Origin of the sequence: Streptococcus oralis (genome assembly GCF_019929345.1) — a bacterium.
In the GTDB taxonomy this organism is placed as follows: domain Bacteria; phylum Bacillota; class Bacilli; order Lactobacillales; family Streptococcaceae; genus Streptococcus.
Map to the genome: position 1 here is coordinate 43844 of NZ_JAHZPJ010000010.1, position 19523 is coordinate 63366.

The following is a 19523-nucleotide window of genomic DNA, read 5'->3' on the forward strand; positions in this document are numbered from 1 at the left end:
CTAAAAATGCTTAGATTTGATACGAAAAAAAGATGAGATTGGTTGGTCTCATCTTTTATAGTTTCTTATTTCACAAAAGCATTGATTTCCGCTTCGATGTTGGCAATCTTAGCTTGTGAATCTTCGTTGCTTTCACCCACAACAGCAATGTAGAATTTGATTTTTGGTTCTGTACCTGAAGGGCGAACAGCAATCCATGAACCGTCAGCAAGTGTATATTTCAATACATCACTTGGAGGAGTTGTCAAGTTTGTAACAGTGCCATCTGCAGCAGTAGCAGTTTGAGCCTTGAAGTCTTCTACGACAGTGATAGCTGTTGCGTTCCATTCTTTTGGAGCATTGTTACGGAACTTAGCCATGATTTCCTTGATTTGTTCTGCACCATCGACACCTGAAAGGGTAACAGAGATAGTTTTTTCTGCGTAGTAGCCGTATTCTTTGTAGATTTCTTCGATACCATCGGCAAGCGTTAAACCACGTGAACGGTAGTAGGCAGCAAGTTCAGCAACGACTAGAACAGCTTGGATAGCGTCTTTATCACGTACGAATGGTTTAATCAAGTAACCGAAGCTTTCTTCAAATCCCATCATGTAAGTGTGATTGTGTTTTTCTTCGAATTCTTGGATTTTTTCAGCGATAAATTTGAAACCTGTCAAAACGTTGAACATGGTTGCGCCGTAGCTTTCAGCTATCTTCGTTACCAAGTCAGTTGAAACAATAGATTTGCAGAGGGCCGCATTTTCAGGAAGAGTTCCAGCATTTTTGTGGGCTTCCAAGATGTATTTAGCCATGATAGCACCAATTTGGTTACCTGAAAGGTTGAGGTAGCTACCATCTTTTTGAAGGACCTCAACACCAACTCGGTCAGCATCAGGGTCAGTTGCAACAAGAACATCCGCACCAACTTGACGACCAAGTTCTTCAGCAAGGGCAAAGGCTGCTTGGCTTTCTGGATTTGGAGATTTCACAGTTGAGAAGTCAGGGTCTGCAGTTGCTTGCGCTTCAACAACTTGAACAGAGTCAAATCCTGCTTGGGCAAGAGCACGACGAGCCAACATTTCACCAGTACCATGAAGTGGTGTGTAGACAATCTTCATGTCTTTACCGAATTCTTCGATCAAAGCTGGGTTGATGTTTACGTCTTTGACTTCTTTGAGGTATTCTGCATCAACAGCTTCGCCGATGACTTCAATCAAACCAGAAGCTTTTTCAGCTTCCACATCAGCAACTTCAACTGCAAATGGGTTTTCGATTGCACGGATGTATGTTGTCAAAGCGTCCGCGTCATGTGGAGGCATTTGTCCACCGTCTTCTCCGTAAACCTTGTAACCGTTAAATGGAGCAGGGTTGTGACTGGCGGTAATCATGATACCTGCGAAACAGTTGAGGTGACGAACTGCAAATGAGAGTTCTGGAGTTGGACGAAGGCTTTCAAATACGTAAGATTTGATACCGTGTTTAGCAAGAACTGCCGCAGATTCAAAGGCAAACTCAGGTGAGAAGTGACGGCTATCGTAGGCAATTGCTACACCACGTTCTTTTTCATTTCCGTCTTTAGACTCAATCAAACGAGCCAAACCTTCGGTAGCTTGACGAACAACATAGATATTGATACGGTTTGTACCAGCACCAATCAAACCACGCATACCTGCAGTACCAAATTCAAGATTTGTATAGAAGGCATCTTCCTTTGTTTTTTCGTCCATATTTTCCAAATCTTGACGAAGGTAGTCAGGAAGGTCAGCAAAATCGACCCATTTTTGATAATTTTCTTGGTAAGTCATAGAGTGTCTCCTTTGTTTATTTGCTTTAATCGCTTTCATTATATCACGATTTGACATTTTAGTAAAACGTTAGCATAACTTTCTGAAAAAGCTTGAAACTTGTTTTTGAATGCTTTATTGTTTGACATAATAGATACAGTATTGTTCAATTTATCTATAATTCTGTTGGGAACGTACATTCAGAGTTGTTCTCTGTATACCTCTGGAAATAGGTTAGACAAACAGTTGACTTCTTCCAAAATAATCTTCAGAGTTTGATTAGTCTCTTTTTTATTTATAGAATAGTATGGAGGTGGTTTCTCCCATTATTAGTCTGCATCCATTTGACAAAAAAGTTTCTTACTCTATTTAGGATGAAGATTTTATCTTAATTTAATTGGAAAATTCAGATTTTACCAATTGATATCTCACCTTATCATAGGATTATTCATAATCTAATCATTCAAAAAAATTTAAGTCTCACCTATAAAAGGTTGATTTTTTTTTATTAATATGGTAAAATATAATAAATAATTAAAGGAGAATTCTATTATGAAAAAGATTCTTAAGCACTCTGCTTTGCTTTTATCAGCTTTAGTACTTGTTGCCTGTGGGGCTTCGAAAAAGGCTAGTGATAATGGAACAGCTTCGAACTCGAATTTCGAAGTTTCAGTCAAAGACGGTATGTACATTTTACCGAAAGATGAGGATTCCTCTTCACACTATCTTGCGCTTCAAGTAGAAATAAAAAATAATCGCGATAAAACATTTAGTTTTACTAGCCGCGATATTACACTTTATAATGAAAAAGACGAAAAAGTAGAGCCACTCCAAATATACGAAACAGACAGTAAGACTAAGTTTATGTCTTATGGAGATAGTATTTCTAAAGGTAAGAGTGTAGCTGGTTATGTTGTGTATGAAATCGACAAAGATGCTAAATATGAGCTTCACTTTGCACCAAGTCTTTATGAAGATATCAAAGAACAATCAAAAAACAAAAACAATGATATTGCAATCAAGGTTGACCCTTCTAAATATGAAGACCATATTGATGAAGCCAAAGATGCGATGAAGAAATATGTTGATAGTGTTTTCTTAGATGGTGAAAATACTGGAGGGGGATCGAAGCTAAGTGTCACTGATAATAAAAATCAGATTATTGCACTTGCTGATGATAAGAAATCTTCTGATAAAGTTGATGAAATTTCAAATGATATTAAGGCAGATAAAGAAGAGTTCATTAAGAAGTTTGTAGAGTCATTTGGAAAAGGGTTCTATAACTACAAACCTTCTGATGCAGAACTTAGAACGTTCGCAGATGCTTACATCAAAGCAAACGCTAAGAGAGCAAAAGTTGATTACAAGGTGAAGACATACTTGCCAGATTATGCTGTCGTTTATGTAAGACCAGAGACAATTGACTTGGATAACTTGGATATTCATGAATTGAGCCGTAAATTCTACGAAGAAAATAAAGGAAAATACAGCAACTACTCAGAAGCTATGAAAGCTGGTGAGAAGTACATTTTAGAAAATGCACCAAGTCAATTTGATTCAACTCTACTAGACACTAGTGATAACATGAAGAAAGAGGGTTATGAAATTAAAATGACCAAGAAAGATGGAAAATGGACCATCGATACCTCTTCTAAAAACTATGACTTAAAAGATATGGCTCGCACATTCCGTGGAGGCATTGGATATTAAGGTTAAAAGTTCGAGTTTACCACTCGAACTTTTTTTCATTGCAATTGTGCAAAAATGAAAAAGATAGTAAAATAGATATATGATTATTTTACAAGCTAATAAAATTGAACGTTCTTTTGCAGGTGAAGTCCTTTTTGATAATATCAATCTGCAAGTCGATGAGCGAGACCGAATTGCCCTCGTTGGGAGAAATGGAGCAGGTAAGTCTACTCTTTTGAAGATTTTAGTTGGGGAAGAGGAGCCGACTAGTGGAGAAATCAATAAGAAAAAAGATATTTCTCTGTCTTACCTAGCCCAAAATAGCCGTTTTGAGTCTGAAAATACCATCTACGATGAAATGCTCCATGTTTTTGATGATCTACGTCGGACAGAGAAGCAACTTCGTCAGATGGAGTTGGAGATGGGTGAAAAGTCAGGTGAAGATTTGGATAAACTGATGGCGGATTATGATCGCTTATCAGAGAATTTTCGACAGGCTGGTGGTTTTACTTACGAAGCTGATATTCGAGCGATTTTGAATGGATTCAAGTTTGACGAGTCTATGTGGCAGATGAAAATAGCCGAGCTTTCTGGTGGTCAAAATACTCGTCTGGCTCTAGCAAAAATGCTCCTTGAAAAGCCTAATCTCTTGGTTTTGGACGAGCCGACCAACCACTTGGATATCGAAACCATTGCCTGGCTAGAGAATTACTTGGTGAACTATAGCGGTGCCCTCATTATTGTCAGTCACGACCGTTACTTTTTGGATAAGGTTGCGACGGTTACACTCGATTTAACCAAGCATTCTTTAGACCGTTATGTGGGAAATTACTCTCGTTTCGTTGAACAAAAAGAGCAAAAGCTAGCTACTGAGGCAAAAAACTATGAAAAGCAGCAGAAGGAAATCGCTGCTCTGGAAGACTTTGTCAATCGCAATCTAGTCCGAGCTTCAACAACCAAACGTGCTCAATCTCGCCGTAAACAACTAGAAAAAATGGAGCGTTTGGACAAGCCTGAAGCTGGCAAGAAATCAGCCAATATGACCTTCCAGTCTGAAAAAACGTCGGGAAATGTCGTTTTGACTGTTGAAAATGCTGCTATTGGCTATGATGGGGAAATATTGTCAGAACCTATCAATCTTGACCTTCGTAAAATGAATGCTGTTGCCATCGTAGGACCAAATGGTATTGGTAAGTCAACCCTTATCAAGTCTATCGTGGACCAGATTCCTTTTATCAAAGGAGAGAAGCGTTTTGGTGCCAATGTTGAGGTCGGCTACTATGACCAGACTCAAAGCAAGTTGACACCAAGTAATACTGTTCTGGATGAACTTTGGAATGATTTTAAACTGACACCAGAAGTTGAAATCCGTAACCGTCTTGGCGCTTTCCTCTTCTCAGGGGATGATGTTAAAAAATCAGTTGGAATGCTGTCTGGTGGCGAGAAAGCTCGTTTACTGCTTGCCAAACTTTCAATGGAAAACAACAATTTCTTGATTTTGGACGAGCCGACCAACCACTTGGATATTGATAGCAAGGAAGTGTTAGAAAATGCCTTGATTGATTTTGATGGAACCCTTCTTTTTGTCAGCCACGACCGTTATTTCATCAACCGTGTAGCCACTCATGTTTTGGAATTGTCCGAGAATGGTTCGACTCTCTATCTAGGAGATTATGACTACTATGTTGATAAAAAGGCTGAAATGGAAGTCAGCCAGACAGAAGAAACTTCAACAAGTAATCAAGCAAAAGAAACAAGTTCAGTTAATGACTACCAAGCCCAGAAAGAAAGTCAAAAAGAAGCCCGCAAGCTCATGCGACAAATAGAGAGTTTAGAGGCTGAAATCGAAGAGTTAGAAACTCAAAGTCAAGCCATTTCTGAACAGATGCTGGAAACCAACGACGCCGAAAAACTCATGGAATTGCAAGCTGAACTGGACAAAATTAGCCATCGTCAAGAAGAGGCTATGCTTGAGTGGGAAGAATTATCGGAGCAGGTGTAAAAAATGGAACATCTTGGAAAGGTATTTCGTGAATTTCGAACAAGTGGAAAGTATTCCTTAAAAGAGGCGACAGGTGAATCATGTTCAACCTCTCAATTATCTCGCTTTGAGCTTGGGGAGTCTGAACTAGCAGTTTCTCGTTTCTTTGAAATTTTGGATAATATTCACGTGACCGTTGAAAATTTTATGGATAAGGCTAGAAATTTCCATAATCATGAACACGTTGCCTTGATGGCGCAGATTATTCCGCTTTACTACTCAAATGATATTGCAGGTTTTCAAAAGCTTCAAAAGGAACAGCTCAAGAAAGCGAAGAGTTCGACCAATCCCCTCTATTTTGAGCTGAATTGGATTCTGCTACAAGGTCTGATTTGTCAAAGAGATGCTCATTACACGATGAGTCAGAGTGATTTGGAAAAGGTAGCAGATTATCTTTTTCAAACAGAAGAATGGACCATGTATGAGTTGATTCTTTTCGGAAATCTCTATACTTTCTACAATGTGGACTATGTTGCTCGGATTGGCAGAGAAGTCATGGAGCGAGAAGACTACTACAAAGAAATTGGTCGGCATCGTAAACTTGTTTTGATTTTAGCTCTTAACTGTTACCAGCATTGTTTGGAAAACCGTTCTTTTGCGAATGCGGACTATTTTGAGGCCTATGTGGAGAAGTTGATTGGAAATGGTATCAAGCTTTATGAGCGCAATATCTTCCATTATCTCAAAGGTTTCGCCCTCTACCAGAGAGCCTTGAAAGAAGAGGGTTGTAGTCAGATGCAGGAGGCTATGCATATTTTTGATGTGCTTGGACTTCCAGAGCAAGTGGCTTATTATCAGGAACATTATGAAAAATTTGTAAATGCTTAAATTTCCCAAATAAGGGAAGAATAAAGAGACTCCTTTCAGTTTTGATACAATAGTTTCAAAATTTGAGAGGAGCTTTTTATATGAATCGACATGCAATCCAGTTGATTAGTCGTGGTGCGATTAATAAGATAGGAAATATGCTCTATGATTATGGAAATAGTGTTTGGTTAGCATCAATGGGAACGATAGGACAGACTGTTCTTGGGATTTATCAAATTTCTGAACTCGTCACATCGATTCTGGTCAATCCCTTTGGCGGAGTGATTTCAGACCGTTTTTCGCGTCGCAAAATTTTGATGACGACGGACTTAATTTGTGGCGTTCTTTGCTTAGCTATTTCTTTCATCAGAAATGATAGCTTGATGATTGCTGCTCTGATCTTCGCCAATATTGTTCAGGCGGTTGCCTTTTCATTTTCTCGTACAGCCAATAAAGCCATTATAACTGAGGTTGTAGAGAAAGACGAGATTGTGACCTATAATGCTCGTTTAGAGCTCGTTTTGCAGGTTGTAGGCGTTAGCTCCCCTGTACTTTCTTTCCTCGTTTTACAATTTGCTAGTCTTCATATGACGCTTGTTTTAGATGCCATTAGTTTTTTCATTGCATTTACCTTAGTAGCTTTCCTTCCCCAAAAAGAGACTTTGGTACAAGAGAAAAAGACTTTCAGCTGGAAAAATATTTTGGCTGATATGAAAGAAGGAATTCGCTATATTTGGCGCCAGCAAGAGATCTTTTTCCTTTTGTTAGTAGCTTCCAGTGTTAATTTCTTTTTTGCAGCTTTTGAATTTCTCCTCCCTTTTTCAAATAAACTATATGGAGTAGAAGGAGCTTATGCGACTATCTTAACCATGGGTGCTATTGGTTCGATTATCGGAGCTCTTCTAGCTAGTAAAATAAAGGCAAGTGTTTATAATCTTTTGATTTTATTGGCCTTGACTGGAGTTGGAGTTTTTATGATGGGATTACCACTGCCAACTTTTCTTTCCTTTTCTGGAAATTTAGTTTGTGAACTGTTTATGACGATATTTAATATTCACTTTTTTACTCAGGTGCAAACCAAGGTTGAGGGGGAATACTTGGGGAGAGTGCTAAGCACAATTTTTACCTTAGCCATTCTATTTATGCCGATTGCAAAAGGCTTTATGACAGTGCTGCCAAGTGTTCATCTCTTTTCTTTCTTGATAATTGGAAGCGGGGTTATCATCCTATCTTGTCTATCTCTCGTTTATGTGCGAAGTCATTTAAAAAAAGAGTTATAATTTCTCTTTTTTAGAAAATATTTCTCCACAATCCATTTTTCAGTCCTTCTCTATTGTGAGGAGGGCTTGATTTATGGTAGAATAGTTTTATGAATGAAAGAATGAATGAGTTAGTTGCCTTGCTCAACCGCTATGCGACCGAGTACTATACGAGTGACAATCCCTCGGTGTCAGATAGCGAGTATGATCGTCTCTACCGAGAGTTAGTCGAGTTGGAAGCTGCCTATCCAGATCAAGTTTTAGCGGACAGTCCGACCCATCGTGTTGGTGGTAAGGTTTTAGATGGTTTTGAAAAATATAGTCATCAGTATCCTCTTTATAGTTTGCAGGATGCTTTTTCACGTGAAGAGTTAGAAGCTTTTGATGCGCGTGTTCGTAAGGAGTTAGCCCATCCCACTTATATCTGTGAGCTAAAAATCGATGGTTTGTCTATCTCGCTTACATATGAAAAGGGAATTTTAGTAGTCGGTGCGACACGTGGGGATGGTTCTATTGGAGAGAATATCACAGAAAACCTCAAGCGTGTCAAGGACATTCCTTTGACCTTGCCAGAAGAACTAGATATCACCGTTCGTGGGGAATGTTACATGCCACGCGCTTCGTTTGATCAGGTCAACCAAGCTCGCCAAGAAAATGGAGAGCCTGAATTTGCTAATCCTCGTAACGCAGCTGCAGGAACCCTCCGTCAGCTGGATACAGCAGTAGTGGCCAAACGTAATCTTGCGACTTTCCTCTATCAAGAAGCCAGCCCTTCTACTCGTGATAGTCAAGAAAAAGTCTTGGAGCACCTTGAGCAGCTTGGTTTTGTAGTTAATCCTAAACGAATATTGGCTAAAAGTATAGATGAGATATGGGATTTTATCCAAGAAGTAGGACAAGAGCGGGAGAAACTTCCTTACGATATTGATGGAGTGGTAATCAAGGTCAACGACCTAGCAGGTCAAGAAGAACTCGGCTTTACCGTTAAAGCACCTAAGTGGGCAGTCGCCTATAAATTTCCCGCTGAGGAAAAAGAAGCCCAACTCCTTTCAGTTGACTGGACAGTTGGCCGTACGGGTGTTGTGACCCCAACTGCCAATCTGACTCCTGTTCAGCTCGCTGGAACAACAGTTAGCCGAGCGACCCTGCACAATGTAGATTATATTGCTGAAAAAGATATCCGCAAAGACGATACAGTTATCGTATATAAGGCTGGAGACATCATCCCTGCTGTTTTGCGTGTAGTAGAGTCCAAGCATCTTTCTGAAGAAAAACTAGATATTCCGACTAACTGTCCAAGTTGTGACAGTCAATTGCTTCATTTTGAAGATGAAGTGGCTCTTCGTTGTATCAATCCCCGCTGTCCTGCTCAAATCATGGAAGGTTTGATTCATTTTGCCTCTCGAGATGCCATGAATATTACAGGTCTTGGTCCATCTACCGTTGAAAAACTTTTTGCTGCCAATCTTGTTAAGGATGTGGCGGATATTTACCGTTTGAAAGAAGACGATTTCCTCCTTTTAGAGGGTGTCAAGGAAAAATCTGCTTCTAAACTGTATCAGGCTATTCAAGTATCAAAGGAAAACTCTGCTGAAAAGCTCTTGTTTGGTCTGGGAATTCGCCATGTCGGAAGCAAGGCTAGCCAACTCTTGCTCCAACATTTCTACTCTATTGAAAATCTAGCCCAAGCTGATCCGGAGGAAGTAGCAAGTATTGAAAGCTTGGGTAGTGTGATTGCTCAAAGTCTTCAGACTTATTTTGCTACAGAAGGGTCGAAGATTCTCTTAGACGAGTTGAAAGAAGCTGGAGTCAATCTGGACTACAAAGGACAGACAGTAGTGGCAGATGCGGCCTTGTCAGGTTTGACCGTTGTACTCACGGGGAAATTGGAACGCCTCACACGCTCAGAAGCCAAAAGTAAACTCGAAAGCTTCGGTGCCAAAGTCACAGGCAGTGTATCTAAGAAAACGAATCTTGTCGTAGCAGGAGCAGATGCAGGAAGCAAGCTCCAAAAAGCACAAGAACTAGGTATCGAAGTTCGAGACGAAGCTTGGTTGGAAAGTTTGTAAAGAATAGTTGAAAACTAGATGTCAGATAGTTTGAATAAAAAATTAAATTAGAAATTAGGAAAAAAATGTATAATTACCCTGTAGTCATCCATTTTCATCGAAAAAATGGAGATTATGCTGCTTGTTCATTTAGTAAAAAACAGGCAGACAGTAAAGAAAGTTTAGATTATGAGAATAACTATTTTGGAGCACAGTTCTCCTTTACAGTCGAAAGTGTTGAAAAACTGGAGTCTTTGACTTTTTCTGTTGAGATAGACGAAAAGCCCAAAGATTATCTTGTCCGTTTCAACCATTATCCACTTTTGACGGAAGTTTGGATCTTAGAAGGAGACGATACGGTTTACTATTCTGAAAATCCAGCTATCGCAAGTCCTTACTACAAAGACCAAAATCCTTTTGCTTTTGATAAAGCTATCCACAGCGCTAGTTTTGACCATCATTGGGGATACCAGGGAGAGTTGGGTTATAGTATCTCAGACTACCAGACAAGCTTTAAACTCTGGGCTCCGACGGCTACAGCTGTTCAAGTGGTTGTTTATGAAAATACAAGTAACGACGCGCCTGTTTGGAAAACCTTTAATCTTGAACGTGGGAATAGCTATTCATACAGCCATAAGTACAATACTATTGGTGTTTGGAGTCTAGATCTGGATGAAAATCTTGCAGGTAAAGCCTATCAGTATCAGATTGAGTTTCCACACCACCAGACTTTGACACGAGACCCTTACACTATCGCTACAAGCCCTGACGGAAAACGTTCTGTAATTCTATCTCATGAAGAGAGACAGGTAGAAGGCTTTGAAGTCAAACATGGTACGAAAGCTCCTTGGCGTTTGGAAAATCCTTGTAAAGCAGTTATCTGTGAGATGCATATTCGTGATTTTACAAAATCACCAACATCTGGTGTTCCAGAAAACCTTCGAGGAACTTTCCTTGGGGCTGCCCAGACTGGAACGGTTAACCAGTTTGGTCAAGCAACAGCCTTTGACTATATCAAAGAACTCGGCTGTAATTATGTTCAGCTCCAACCAATCTTTGATCGTCATAAGGAATACGACGAGGATGGAAATGTAACCTATAACTGGGGTTATGACCCTCAAAACTACAATGCTCCAGAAACAAGTTTCTCTAGTAATCCAGATGATCCTGGACAGGTTATTCGAGACCTCAAGACCATGATTCAGGCTTATCATGATTCAGGAATTGGTGTCATTATGGACGTTGTTTACAACCACACCTTCTCAACGGTTGACGCACCCTTCCAAACAACTGTACCTGATTATTACTACCGCATGAACCGAGATGGAACCTTCCAAAACGGCACAGGTGTAGGAAATGAAACCGCAAGCGAACACGAAATGTACCGTAAGTATATGATTGACTCACTCCTTTATTGGGTGAAAGAATACAATATTGACGGTTTCCGTTTCGACTTGATGGGAATCCACGATGTCAAAACCATGCAGGCAATTCGTTGGGCACTTGATGAAGTTGATCCGCGTATTCTCACTTATGGAGAAGGCTGGGATATGGGGACAGGTCTTGCACCTTATGACAAGGCTAAAAAGGACAATGCCTACCAAATGCCAAATATCGGTTTCTTCAATGATAATCAGCGTGATGCGGTCAAAGGAGGAGAAGTTTATGGTACAATCAAGTCAGGATTTGTAAGTGGTGCAGCAACTGAACCAATCGTAGCCAAGGCTATTCTTGGTAGCCGAGAGTTGGGGTCTTATCTCAGTCCAAACCAAGTCCTTAACTATGTAGAAGCCCATGATAATTACAATCTTCATGACTTGTTAGCAACCCTCCATCCAGATCAAAGTTCCGACCAGATTATGCGCAAGGTCGAGACAGCGACAGCCATGAACCTTCTCATGCAAGGAATGTCCTTTATGGAACTTGGTCAAGAGTTTGGACGGACTAAGTTGATTCCAACTGGTGAACACGGAGAACTCACTCCAGCAGACCGAGAACGCGCTATGAACAGTTACAACGCTCCTGACAGTGTCAACCAAATAAACTGGGATTTGATTAATGAAAGACAAGAAAGCATTGCCTTTGTCCGTCAGATTATTCGACTGAAAACACAGACCAGTGCCTTCTCCTATCCTACATACGAAGAAGTTTACCGTCATGTCTTTGTCCACACAGCTGTAGAAAATAGCGGATGGATTGTTTACGAGATTCACGGCGGACCAGAACATCTATTGGTAGTATTCAATGCCAAGGGAACTTCCTTCTACTTTGAAAATGCAGGAAACCTTGAAATGCTGGTGTCTAATAGTCGTTCTAAGGAATCAAATGTGATTGATGATACCAGCGTCGTAGTCTTAAAAGTACTCTCGTAAATTAATGTTCTAAAAAGGTTTAGATTAACTAGACCTTTTTTGTTTTTATTGACAAACTACTATCTATTAGCAGTAGAAGTCAAATAATTTGAATAATCAAGTTTGTGAAAAAAATATCAATATTTTCCCAAAAAGGGTTGTAATTTTCTGAAAATTTGATAAAATAAGTTTTAATCATTTTCAGGAGGAAGAGAATTTGACACATTATCAGAATTTAGTGAATGGAAAATGGAAATCATCAGAGAATGAAATTGCCATCTATTCTCCCATCAATCAGGAAAAGCTGGGGACAGTACCAGCTATGAGTCAGGCTGAAGTAGATGAGGCTATGAAAGCTGCGCGTGCAGCTCTCCCAGCATGGCGTGATTTAGCACCAGTTGAGCGTGCATCCTATCTACATAAGGCAGCAGATATTTTGGAACGTGATAAGGAAAAAATTGGTACAATTCTTGCCAAAGAGGTTGCAAAAGGGATTAAAGCAGCCATTGGAGAAGTAGTACGTACAGCAGATTTGATTCGTTTTGCTGCAGAAGAAGGTCTCCGTATCACTGGACAATCAATGGAAGGTGGCGGTTTTGAAGCTGCAAGTAAAAACAAACTAGCCGTTGTTCGTCGTGAGCCAGTTGGTGTCGTTTTAGCTATAGCGCCATTTAACTACCCAGTCAACCTTTCTGGATCTAAGATTGCTCCAGCATTGATTGCAGGAAATGTCGTTATGTTTAAACCACCAACACAAGGATCTATTTCTGGTCTTTTGTTGGCTAAAGCATTTGACGAAGCAGGAATCCCAGCAGGTGTCTTCAACACCATCACTGGACGTGGTTCTGAAATCGGAGACTACATCATTGAACATAAGGAAGTGAACTTTATTAACTTTACAGGTTCCACACCGATTGGTGAGCGTATCGGTCGTTTAGCGGGCATGCGCCCAATTATGCTTGAGCTTGGTGGAAAAGATGCAGCAATCGTTTTAGAAGATGCAGATTTAGAAAATGCAGCTAAACAAATCGTAGGTGGTGCCTTTAGCTACTCTGGTCAGCGTTGTACTGCTATCAAGCGTGTCTTGGTTGTGGAAAGCGTAGCAGACAGATTGGCTGAATTGCTCCAAGCTGAAGTTGCTAAGCTAACAGTAGGTGATCCATTTGACAATGCTGATATCACACCTGTTATTGATAATGCTTCAGCTGACTTCATCTGGGGATTGATTGAAGATGCTCAGGAAAAGGGTGCCAAAGCGCTCAGCCAAATCAAACGTGAGAAAAATCTCATTTGGCCTGGACTTTTTGATTATGTCACAAGAGATATGAAATTAGCATGGGAAGAACCATTTGGACCTGTTCTGCCAATTATCCGTGTCGCTGATGCGGATGAAGCAGTAGCAATTGCTAATGAATCAGAATTCGGTCTTCAATCTTCAGTCTTTACAAACGACTTTAAGAAGGCGTTTGAAATCGCTGAAAAACTTGAAGTTGGAACGGTTCATATTAATAACAAAACACAACGTGGACCAGATAATTTCCCATTCCTTGGTGTAAAAGGTTCTGGTGCAGGAGTGCAAGGAATTAAATACAGTATCGAAGCGATGACAAATGTCAAATCCATCGTTTTTGATGTGAAGTAATCTAAAAAATCAGGAATTTAGCTTCCTGATTTTTATTTTCACTCAAAAATCCAGCTAGAAATTGAAAAATAACGAATATTTTGATATTATACTAAGAAAATATATGTAAATCATTTATTTTTTCAACAATTAAATGAAAAATTATATAATGTTAAAATATATTTTCTAAAATTTTCAAGATAATTTTGGTGAAATTCCGTAAATTACTTGAAAGTTATCTTAAAAGAGTGTATAATAGAATTATAGAAAACGCTTACAAAAGAAAGGGGATTGAATGAATAATCAAGAAGCATTAAGAACCTTTACTACAGGTGAGAACTTTCACCTCCAGCATTATTTAGGAGCGCATAGAGAGGAGAAAAACGGAGAAATTGGCTATACCTTTAGGGTTTGGGCCCCAAATGCACAAGCAGTTCATCTGGTTGGTGATTTTACTAATTGGGTTGAGAATCAGATTCCTATGGTTCGTAATGAAGCAGGTATTTGGGAAGTCTTTACGAGTCAAGCCCAGGAAGGTCAGATTTATAAATATCATATTACGCGTGCAAATGGTCACCAGATTATGAAGATTGATCCTTTTTCAGTTCGTTTTGAAGCCCGACCAGGTACAGGAGCTGTTCTGACCACTATCCGTGAAAAGAAATGGAAAGATGGCCTTTGGCTAGCACGTCGCAAACGTTTGGGATTTTTCGAGAGACCAGTTAATATATATGAAGCCCATGCAGGGTCTTGGAAGAGAAATCCAGATGGTAGTCCCTACACTTTTTCGCAACTGAAAGACGAGTTGATTCCATACTTGGTTGAGATGAACTATACACATATTGAGTTCATGCCTTTAATGGCTCACCCACTTGGATTGAGCTGGGGCTATCAGCTTATGGGCTACTTTGCTTTTGAACATTCCTATGGCAGACCTGAGGAATTCCAAGATTTCGTTGAAGAGTGTCATATAAATAATATCGGTGTAATCGTAGACTGGGTTCCAGGTCATTTCACTATTAATGATGATGCCTTGGCATATTATGACGGCACACCAACTTTTGAATACCAAGACCACAACAAGGCTCATAACTACGGTTGGGGTGCACTGAATTTTGACCTCGGGAAAAATGAGGTCCAGTCTTTTTTGATTTCAAGTATTATATTTTGGATTGATTTTTACCACTTAGATGGTATTCGAGTCGATGCAGTGAGCAATATGTTGTATCTAGATTATGATAATGCTCCTTGGACTCCAAACAAAGACGGTGGAAATCTTAACTATGAAGGTTATTATTTCCTTCAACGGTTAAACACAGTGATTAAGTTAGCTCATCCAGACATCATGATGATTGCAGAAGAAAGTTCATCAGCGACAAAGATTACTGGTATGAAAGAAATGGGCGGCCTTGGATTTGACTATAAATGGAATATGGGCTGGATGAATGATATCCTCCGTTTCTACGAGGAAGATCCGATTTATCGCAAGTATGACTTTAATCTTGTGACTTTCAGTTTTATGTATGTTTTCAATGAAAACTATCTCTTACCTTTCTCACATGATGAAGTGGTTCATGGCAAGAAGAGTATGATGCATAAGATGTGGGGTGATCGCTACAATCAGTTCGCAGGTCTGCGCAATCTCTACACCTATCAAATTTGTCATCCAGGTAAGAAACTCTTGTTCATGGGTAGTGAGTACGGGCAATTCCTAGAATGGAAGTCTGAGGAGCAGTTGGAATGGTCTAATCTAGAAGATCCTATGAATGCCAAGATGAAGCACTTCACTTCTCAACTCAATCAATTCTATAAAGAGCATCGTTGCCTTTGGGAAATTGACACCAGCTACGACGGCATCGAGATTATCGATGCGGATAATAGAGATCAGAGTGTCCTTTCCTTTATTCGTAAGGGCAAGAAGGACGAAATGTTAGTCTGTATCTTTAATATGGCACCAGTTGAGCGTAAGGACTTTACGATTGGTTTGCCTGTTGCAGGTATTTACGAAGAAGTTTGGAATACAGAGCTGGAAGAATGGGGAGGTGTTTGGAAAGAGCACAATCAAACAGTTCAGACTCAAGAAGGTTTATGGAAGGATTATGAGCAGACTTTGACCTTTACCTTGCCTGCCATGGGCGCAAGTATCTGGAAGATCAAGCGTCGTTTGAAACCAACTAAAACTGTCGCAAATAAAACTCAAAAAGGAGTAGAAAATGAAGAATGAAATGCTAGCTTTGATCCTTGCAGGTGGGCAAGGAACACGTCTCGGAAAACTCACTCAAAGCATTGCTAAACCAGCCGTGCAATTCGGTGGGCGCTACCGTATCATTGACTTCGCGCTTTCAAACTGTGCTAACTCTGGGATTCACAATGTCGGTGTGATTACACAATACCAACCCCTTGCCTTGAACAACCACATCGGAAATGGTTCGAGTTGGGGACTAGACGGCATTAACACAGGTGTTTCTATCCTTCAACCCTACTCTGCAAGTGAAGGAAACCGTTGGTTTGAAGGGACTAGCCATGCTATCTACCAAAACATTGACTACATTGACAGTATCAATCCAGAATATGTTTTGATCCTTTCTGGTGACCACATCTACAAGATGGACTACGATGATATGCTTCAGTCCCATAAGGATCACAATGCCAGTTTGACGGTAGCGGTTCTAGATGTTCCTCTCAAAGAAGCTAGCCGTTTTGGTATCATGAACACAGATGTCAACAACCGTATCGTGGAATTTGAAGAAAAACCTGCTCAACCTAAGTCTACAAAGGCTTCTATGGGGATTTATATTTTTGACTGGAAACGGCTTCGCAATATGCTTGTTGCTGCTGAAAAGAGCAATGTGGATATGTCAGACTTTGGGAAGAACGTTATCCCTAACTATCTCGAGTCTGGTGAAAGTGTCTATGCTTATGAATTTAATGGCTACTGGAAAGATGTTGGTACGATTGAGTCACTTTGGGAAGCCAATATGGAGTACATTTCGCCAGAGAATGCTTTGGATAGCCGTAATCGTCAGTGGAAAATTTACTCAAGAAACTTGATCTCACCACCCAACTACTTTGGTGCGCATGCACACGTTGAAGATTCATTGGTCGTGGATGGCTGTTTTGTAGATGGAACTGTTAAACGTTCGATTCTTTCAACAGAAGCACAAGTCCGTGAAGGGGCAGAAGTTGTTGATTCTGTTATCATGAGCGGAGCTATTATTGGTCACGGAGCAAAGATTACTCGTGCTATTATTGGTGAGGGTGCCATTATTGCAGACGGCGTAGAGATTGACGGAACTGATGAAGTACAAGTAGTAGGACACAATGAAGTAGTGGGGGTAGCAACAGATGAAGATTGATAAATATTCAGCCATTTTAGGAAACACGGTTGGTTTTCATGATATGTCAACGTTAACGGAACACCGTCCGGTAGCTAGCTTGCCTTTCGGTGGGAAATACCGTTTGATTGACTTCCCTCTTTCTAGTCTTGCAAATGCAGGTGTTCGTAGTATCTTTGGTATTTTCCAACAAGATAATATCAGCTCAGTTTTCGACCATATCCGTTCAGGTCGTGAGTGGGGCTTGTCTACCCTTCTAAGTCACTACTATCTAGGAATTTACAATACTCGTGTTGAAAGTAGCACAGTTGGAAAAGAATATTACCAACAACTTCTTACCTACTTGAGACGTTCAGGTTCAAACCAAACCGTTTCGATTAACTGCGATGTACTGGTGAATATTGACTTGAATCAAGTCTTCCACCTACACAATACAACGAATGGTCCGATTACAGTTGTATATAAGAAACTTCCGAAGAAAGATATTTCAGATGTGAATGCTATCTTGGAAATTGATGAAACAGACCATGTTCGTTCGCATAAACTCTTTGATAACAAATCTACTGATGAACTTTTCAATATGTCTATAGATATCTTTGTTGTGGACACTCCTTGGTTGATTGAACGACTTGAAGAAGAGGCTCAGAAAGAATATCCTGAAAAGTTGCGCTATGTCCTTCGCGATTTAGCTGCAAAAGAAGGAGCTTTTGCTTACGAATACACAGGCTACTTAGCAAACATTCATTCTGTTCAGTCCTATTATCAAGCAAATATTGATATGCTTGAATCTAAAAAGTTCTACTCGCTTTTCTCACCAAATCAAAAGATTTACACAAAAGTTAAGAATGAAGAACCAACCTACTATGCGAATACTTCAAAAGTAAGTACTTCTCAGTTTGCCTCTGGTAGTATCATAGAGGGTGAAGTAGTTCAGTCGGTCCTATCACGTAATATTCACGTTCATAAGGATAGTCTAGTTAAAGACAGTCTTCTCTTCCCACGTGTTGTGATTGGTCAAGGAGCCCAAGTTGAGTATGCAATTTTAGACAAAGGAGTTGAAGTTGCGGACGGTGTCGTTATTCGCGGTACTGCTGAACACCCTGTCGTAATCAAAAAAGGCGAAAAAGTAACAGAGGATATTCATTCATGAAAATTTTATTTGTAGCAGCAGAGGGTGCGCCCTTTTCAAAAACAGGTGGTTTGGGAGACGTCATTGGCGCTCTTCCAAAATCACTGGTAAAGGCAGGGCACGAAGTTGCAGTTTTCTTACCTTACTATGACATGGTAGAGGCTAAATTCGGCGACCAGATTGAGGATGTTCTCCACTTTGAAGTTAGTGTAGGATGGCGTAGACAGTACTGTGGTATTAAGAAAACGGTCTTGAATGGGGTAACCTTCTACTTCATTGATAATCAGTATTATTTCTTCCGCGGTCATGTGTACGGTGATTTTGACGACGGTGAACGCTTCGCCTTTTTCCAACTGGCTGCTCTTGAAGCCATGGAACGCATCGGCTTTATCCCTGAACTTCTCCATGTTCATGATTACCACACAGCCATGATTCCCTTCTTGTTAAAAGAAAAGTACCATTGGATTCAGGCTTACCAAGGAATCAAGACTGTTTTAACCATTCACAATTTGGAATTCCAAGGTCAATTTTCAGAAGGAATGTTGTGGGATTTGTTCGGTGTTGGGTTTGAACGCTATGCTGATGGAACGCTTCGCTGGAATGAATGTCTCAACTGGATGAAATCAGGTATTCTCTACGCGGATCGTGTCTCAACCGTTTCCCCTAGCTATGCGCACGAGATTATGACCAGTCAGTTCGGCTGCGGTTTGGATCAGATTCTTCGTATGGAGTCAGGTAAGGTTTCGGGTATTGTTAATGGAATCGATACTGATCTCTATAATCCAGAGACAGATGCTCTTTTAGACTATCATTTTGATAAGGATGACTTGTCAGGAAAAGCACAAAACAAAGCAAAATTGCAAGAGAGAGTTGGTCTACCAGTACGAGCAGATGTACCTCTAGTTGGGATTGTCTCTCGTTTGACACGCCAAAAAGGTTTTGATGTTGTTGTAGAAAGCTTGCATCGTTTCTTACAGGAGGACGTTCAAATCGTCCTTTTAGGAACAGGCGATCCTGCTTTTGAGCATTCTTTCTCATGGTTTGCTCAAGTCTATCCTGACAAGCTATCAGCAAATATCACTTTTGACGTCAAACTTGCTCAAGAAATCTACGCAGCTTGTGATCTCTTCCTCATGCCGAGTCGTTTTGAACCATGTGGCTTGTCTCAAATGATGGCTATGCGCTACGGAACTCTACCATTGGTTCATGAAGTGGGTGGCTTGCGTGATACGGTTCAATCCTTCAATCCAATCGAAGGAAGTGGTACTGGATTTAGCTTTGACAATTTAACACCATACTGGCTTAACTGGAGTTTCCAAACAGCCTTGGATGTTTATAAGTACCAGCCGGAAGTTTGGAGAAATCTACAAAAACAAGCTATGGAATGCGATTTTTCATGGGATACAGCTTGTAAGTCTTATCTTGACTTGTACCATAGTTTAGTCAACTAATAGATAAAATCGTATGATTCTTTCATACG

At 40.2% G+C, this 19523-nt stretch carries 12 protein-coding genes; 11 read left to right on the forward strand and 1 reads right to left on the reverse strand.

What is annotated here, in order from left to right:
* Positions 1-65: 65 nt before the first annotated feature.
* Complete coding sequence (locus K1I97_RS07245) at positions 66-1784, reverse strand: phospho-sugar mutase (RefSeq protein ID WP_223331975.1); 1719 nt, start codon at positions 1782-1784, stop codon at positions 66-68.
* A gap of 531 nt (positions 1785-2315) precedes the next feature.
* On the opposite strand from K1I97_RS07245, the gene K1I97_RS07250 reads away from it, so the two are divergent.
* The 11 genes from K1I97_RS07250 to glgA all read left to right on the forward strand — a co-directional run bounded on the left by K1I97_RS07250 (position 2316) and on the right by glgA (position 19494).
* Positions 2316-3473, forward strand: a complete 1158-nt coding sequence (locus K1I97_RS07250; RefSeq protein ID WP_223331974.1) for a DUF4352 domain-containing protein — start codon at positions 2316-2318, stop codon at positions 3471-3473.
* Positions 3474-3552: 79 nt separating this feature from the next.
* The gene (gene abc-f, locus K1I97_RS07255; protein ID WP_223331973.1) at positions 3553-5454 is read left to right on the forward strand and encodes a ribosomal protection-like ABC-F family protein; all 1902 of its coding nucleotides are present in this window, start codon (positions 3553-3555) and stop codon (positions 5452-5454) included.
* Between the two features lie 3 nt (positions 5455-5457).
* A complete protein-coding gene (locus K1I97_RS07260) occupies positions 5458-6321 on the forward strand; it encodes an Rgg family transcriptional regulator (protein ID WP_223331972.1) in 864 nt (287 codons plus the stop codon).
* An 80-nt stretch (positions 6322-6401) separates the two neighbouring features.
* Positions 6402-7580 carry an MFS transporter gene (locus K1I97_RS07265; RefSeq protein WP_223331971.1) on the forward strand — a complete coding sequence of 393 codons (1179 nt, stop codon included), beginning with the start codon at positions 6402-6404 and terminating at the stop codon, positions 7578-7580.
* A gap of 89 nt (positions 7581-7669) precedes the next feature.
* Complete coding sequence (gene ligA / locus K1I97_RS07270; RefSeq protein ID WP_223331970.1) at positions 7670-9628, forward strand: NAD-dependent DNA ligase LigA; 1959 nt, start codon at positions 7670-7672, stop codon at positions 9626-9628.
* 65 nt (positions 9629-9693) lie between these two features.
* On the forward strand, positions 9694-11979 hold the full coding sequence (gene pulA, locus K1I97_RS07275) for a type I pullulanase (protein ID WP_223331969.1): 2286 nt from the start codon (positions 9694-9696) through the stop codon (positions 11977-11979).
* A gap of 196 nt (positions 11980-12175) precedes the next feature.
* A complete protein-coding gene (locus tag K1I97_RS07280) occupies positions 12176-13600 on the forward strand; it encodes an NADP-dependent glyceraldehyde-3-phosphate dehydrogenase (protein WP_223331968.1) in 1425 nt (474 codons plus the stop codon).
* Between the two features lie 274 nt (positions 13601-13874).
* Complete coding sequence (gene glgB, locus K1I97_RS07285) at positions 13875-15803, forward strand: 1,4-alpha-glucan branching protein GlgB (RefSeq protein ID WP_223331967.1); 1929 nt, start codon at positions 13875-13877, stop codon at positions 15801-15803.
* A complete protein-coding gene (locus K1I97_RS07290; protein WP_223331966.1) occupies positions 15793-16935 on the forward strand; it encodes a glucose-1-phosphate adenylyltransferase in 1143 nt (380 codons plus the stop codon). Before glgB ends, K1I97_RS07290 begins: the two co-directional genes overlap by 11 nt.
* Complete coding sequence (glgD, locus tag K1I97_RS07295) at positions 16925-18064, forward strand: glucose-1-phosphate adenylyltransferase subunit GlgD (RefSeq protein ID WP_223331965.1); 1140 nt, start codon at positions 16925-16927, stop codon at positions 18062-18064. Before K1I97_RS07290 ends, glgD begins: the two co-directional genes overlap by 11 nt.
* Positions 18061-19494, forward strand: coding sequence for a glycogen synthase GlgA (gene glgA, locus K1I97_RS07300; protein WP_223331964.1), 1434 nt, complete (start codon positions 18061-18063; stop codon positions 19492-19494). Before glgD ends, glgA begins: the two co-directional genes overlap by 4 nt.
* Positions 19495-19523 lie beyond the last annotated feature (29 nt).

Coding starts and splice junctions, on each gene's coding strand:
- K1I97_RS07245 (WP_223331975.1), bottom strand. CDS start 1,784: ATGACTTACCAAGAAAATTATCAAAAATGGGTCGATTTTGCTGACCTT.
- K1I97_RS07250 (WP_223331974.1), top strand. CDS start 2,316: ATGAAAAAGATTCTTAAGCACTCTGCTTTGCTTTTATCAGCTTTAGTA.
- abc-f (WP_223331973.1), top strand. CDS start 3,553: ATGATTATTTTACAAGCTAATAAAATTGAACGTTCTTTTGCAGGTGAA.
- K1I97_RS07260 (WP_223331972.1), top strand. CDS start 5,458: ATGGAACATCTTGGAAAGGTATTTCGTGAATTTCGAACAAGTGGAAAG.
- K1I97_RS07265 (WP_223331971.1), top strand. CDS start 6,402: ATGAATCGACATGCAATCCAGTTGATTAGTCGTGGTGCGATTAATAAG.
- ligA (WP_223331970.1), top strand. CDS start 7,670: ATGAATGAAAGAATGAATGAGTTAGTTGCCTTGCTCAACCGCTATGCG.
- pulA (WP_223331969.1), top strand. CDS start 9,694: ATGTATAATTACCCTGTAGTCATCCATTTTCATCGAAAAAATGGAGAT.
- glgB (WP_223331967.1), top strand. CDS start 13,875: ATGAATAATCAAGAAGCATTAAGAACCTTTACTACAGGTGAGAACTTT.
- K1I97_RS07290 (WP_223331966.1), top strand. CDS start 15,793: ATGAAGAATGAAATGCTAGCTTTGATCCTTGCAGGTGGGCAAGGAACA.
- glgD (WP_223331965.1), top strand. CDS start 16,925: ATGAAGATTGATAAATATTCAGCCATTTTAGGAAACACGGTTGGTTTT.
- glgA (WP_223331964.1), top strand. CDS start 18,061: ATGAAAATTTTATTTGTAGCAGCAGAGGGTGCGCCCTTTTCAAAAACA.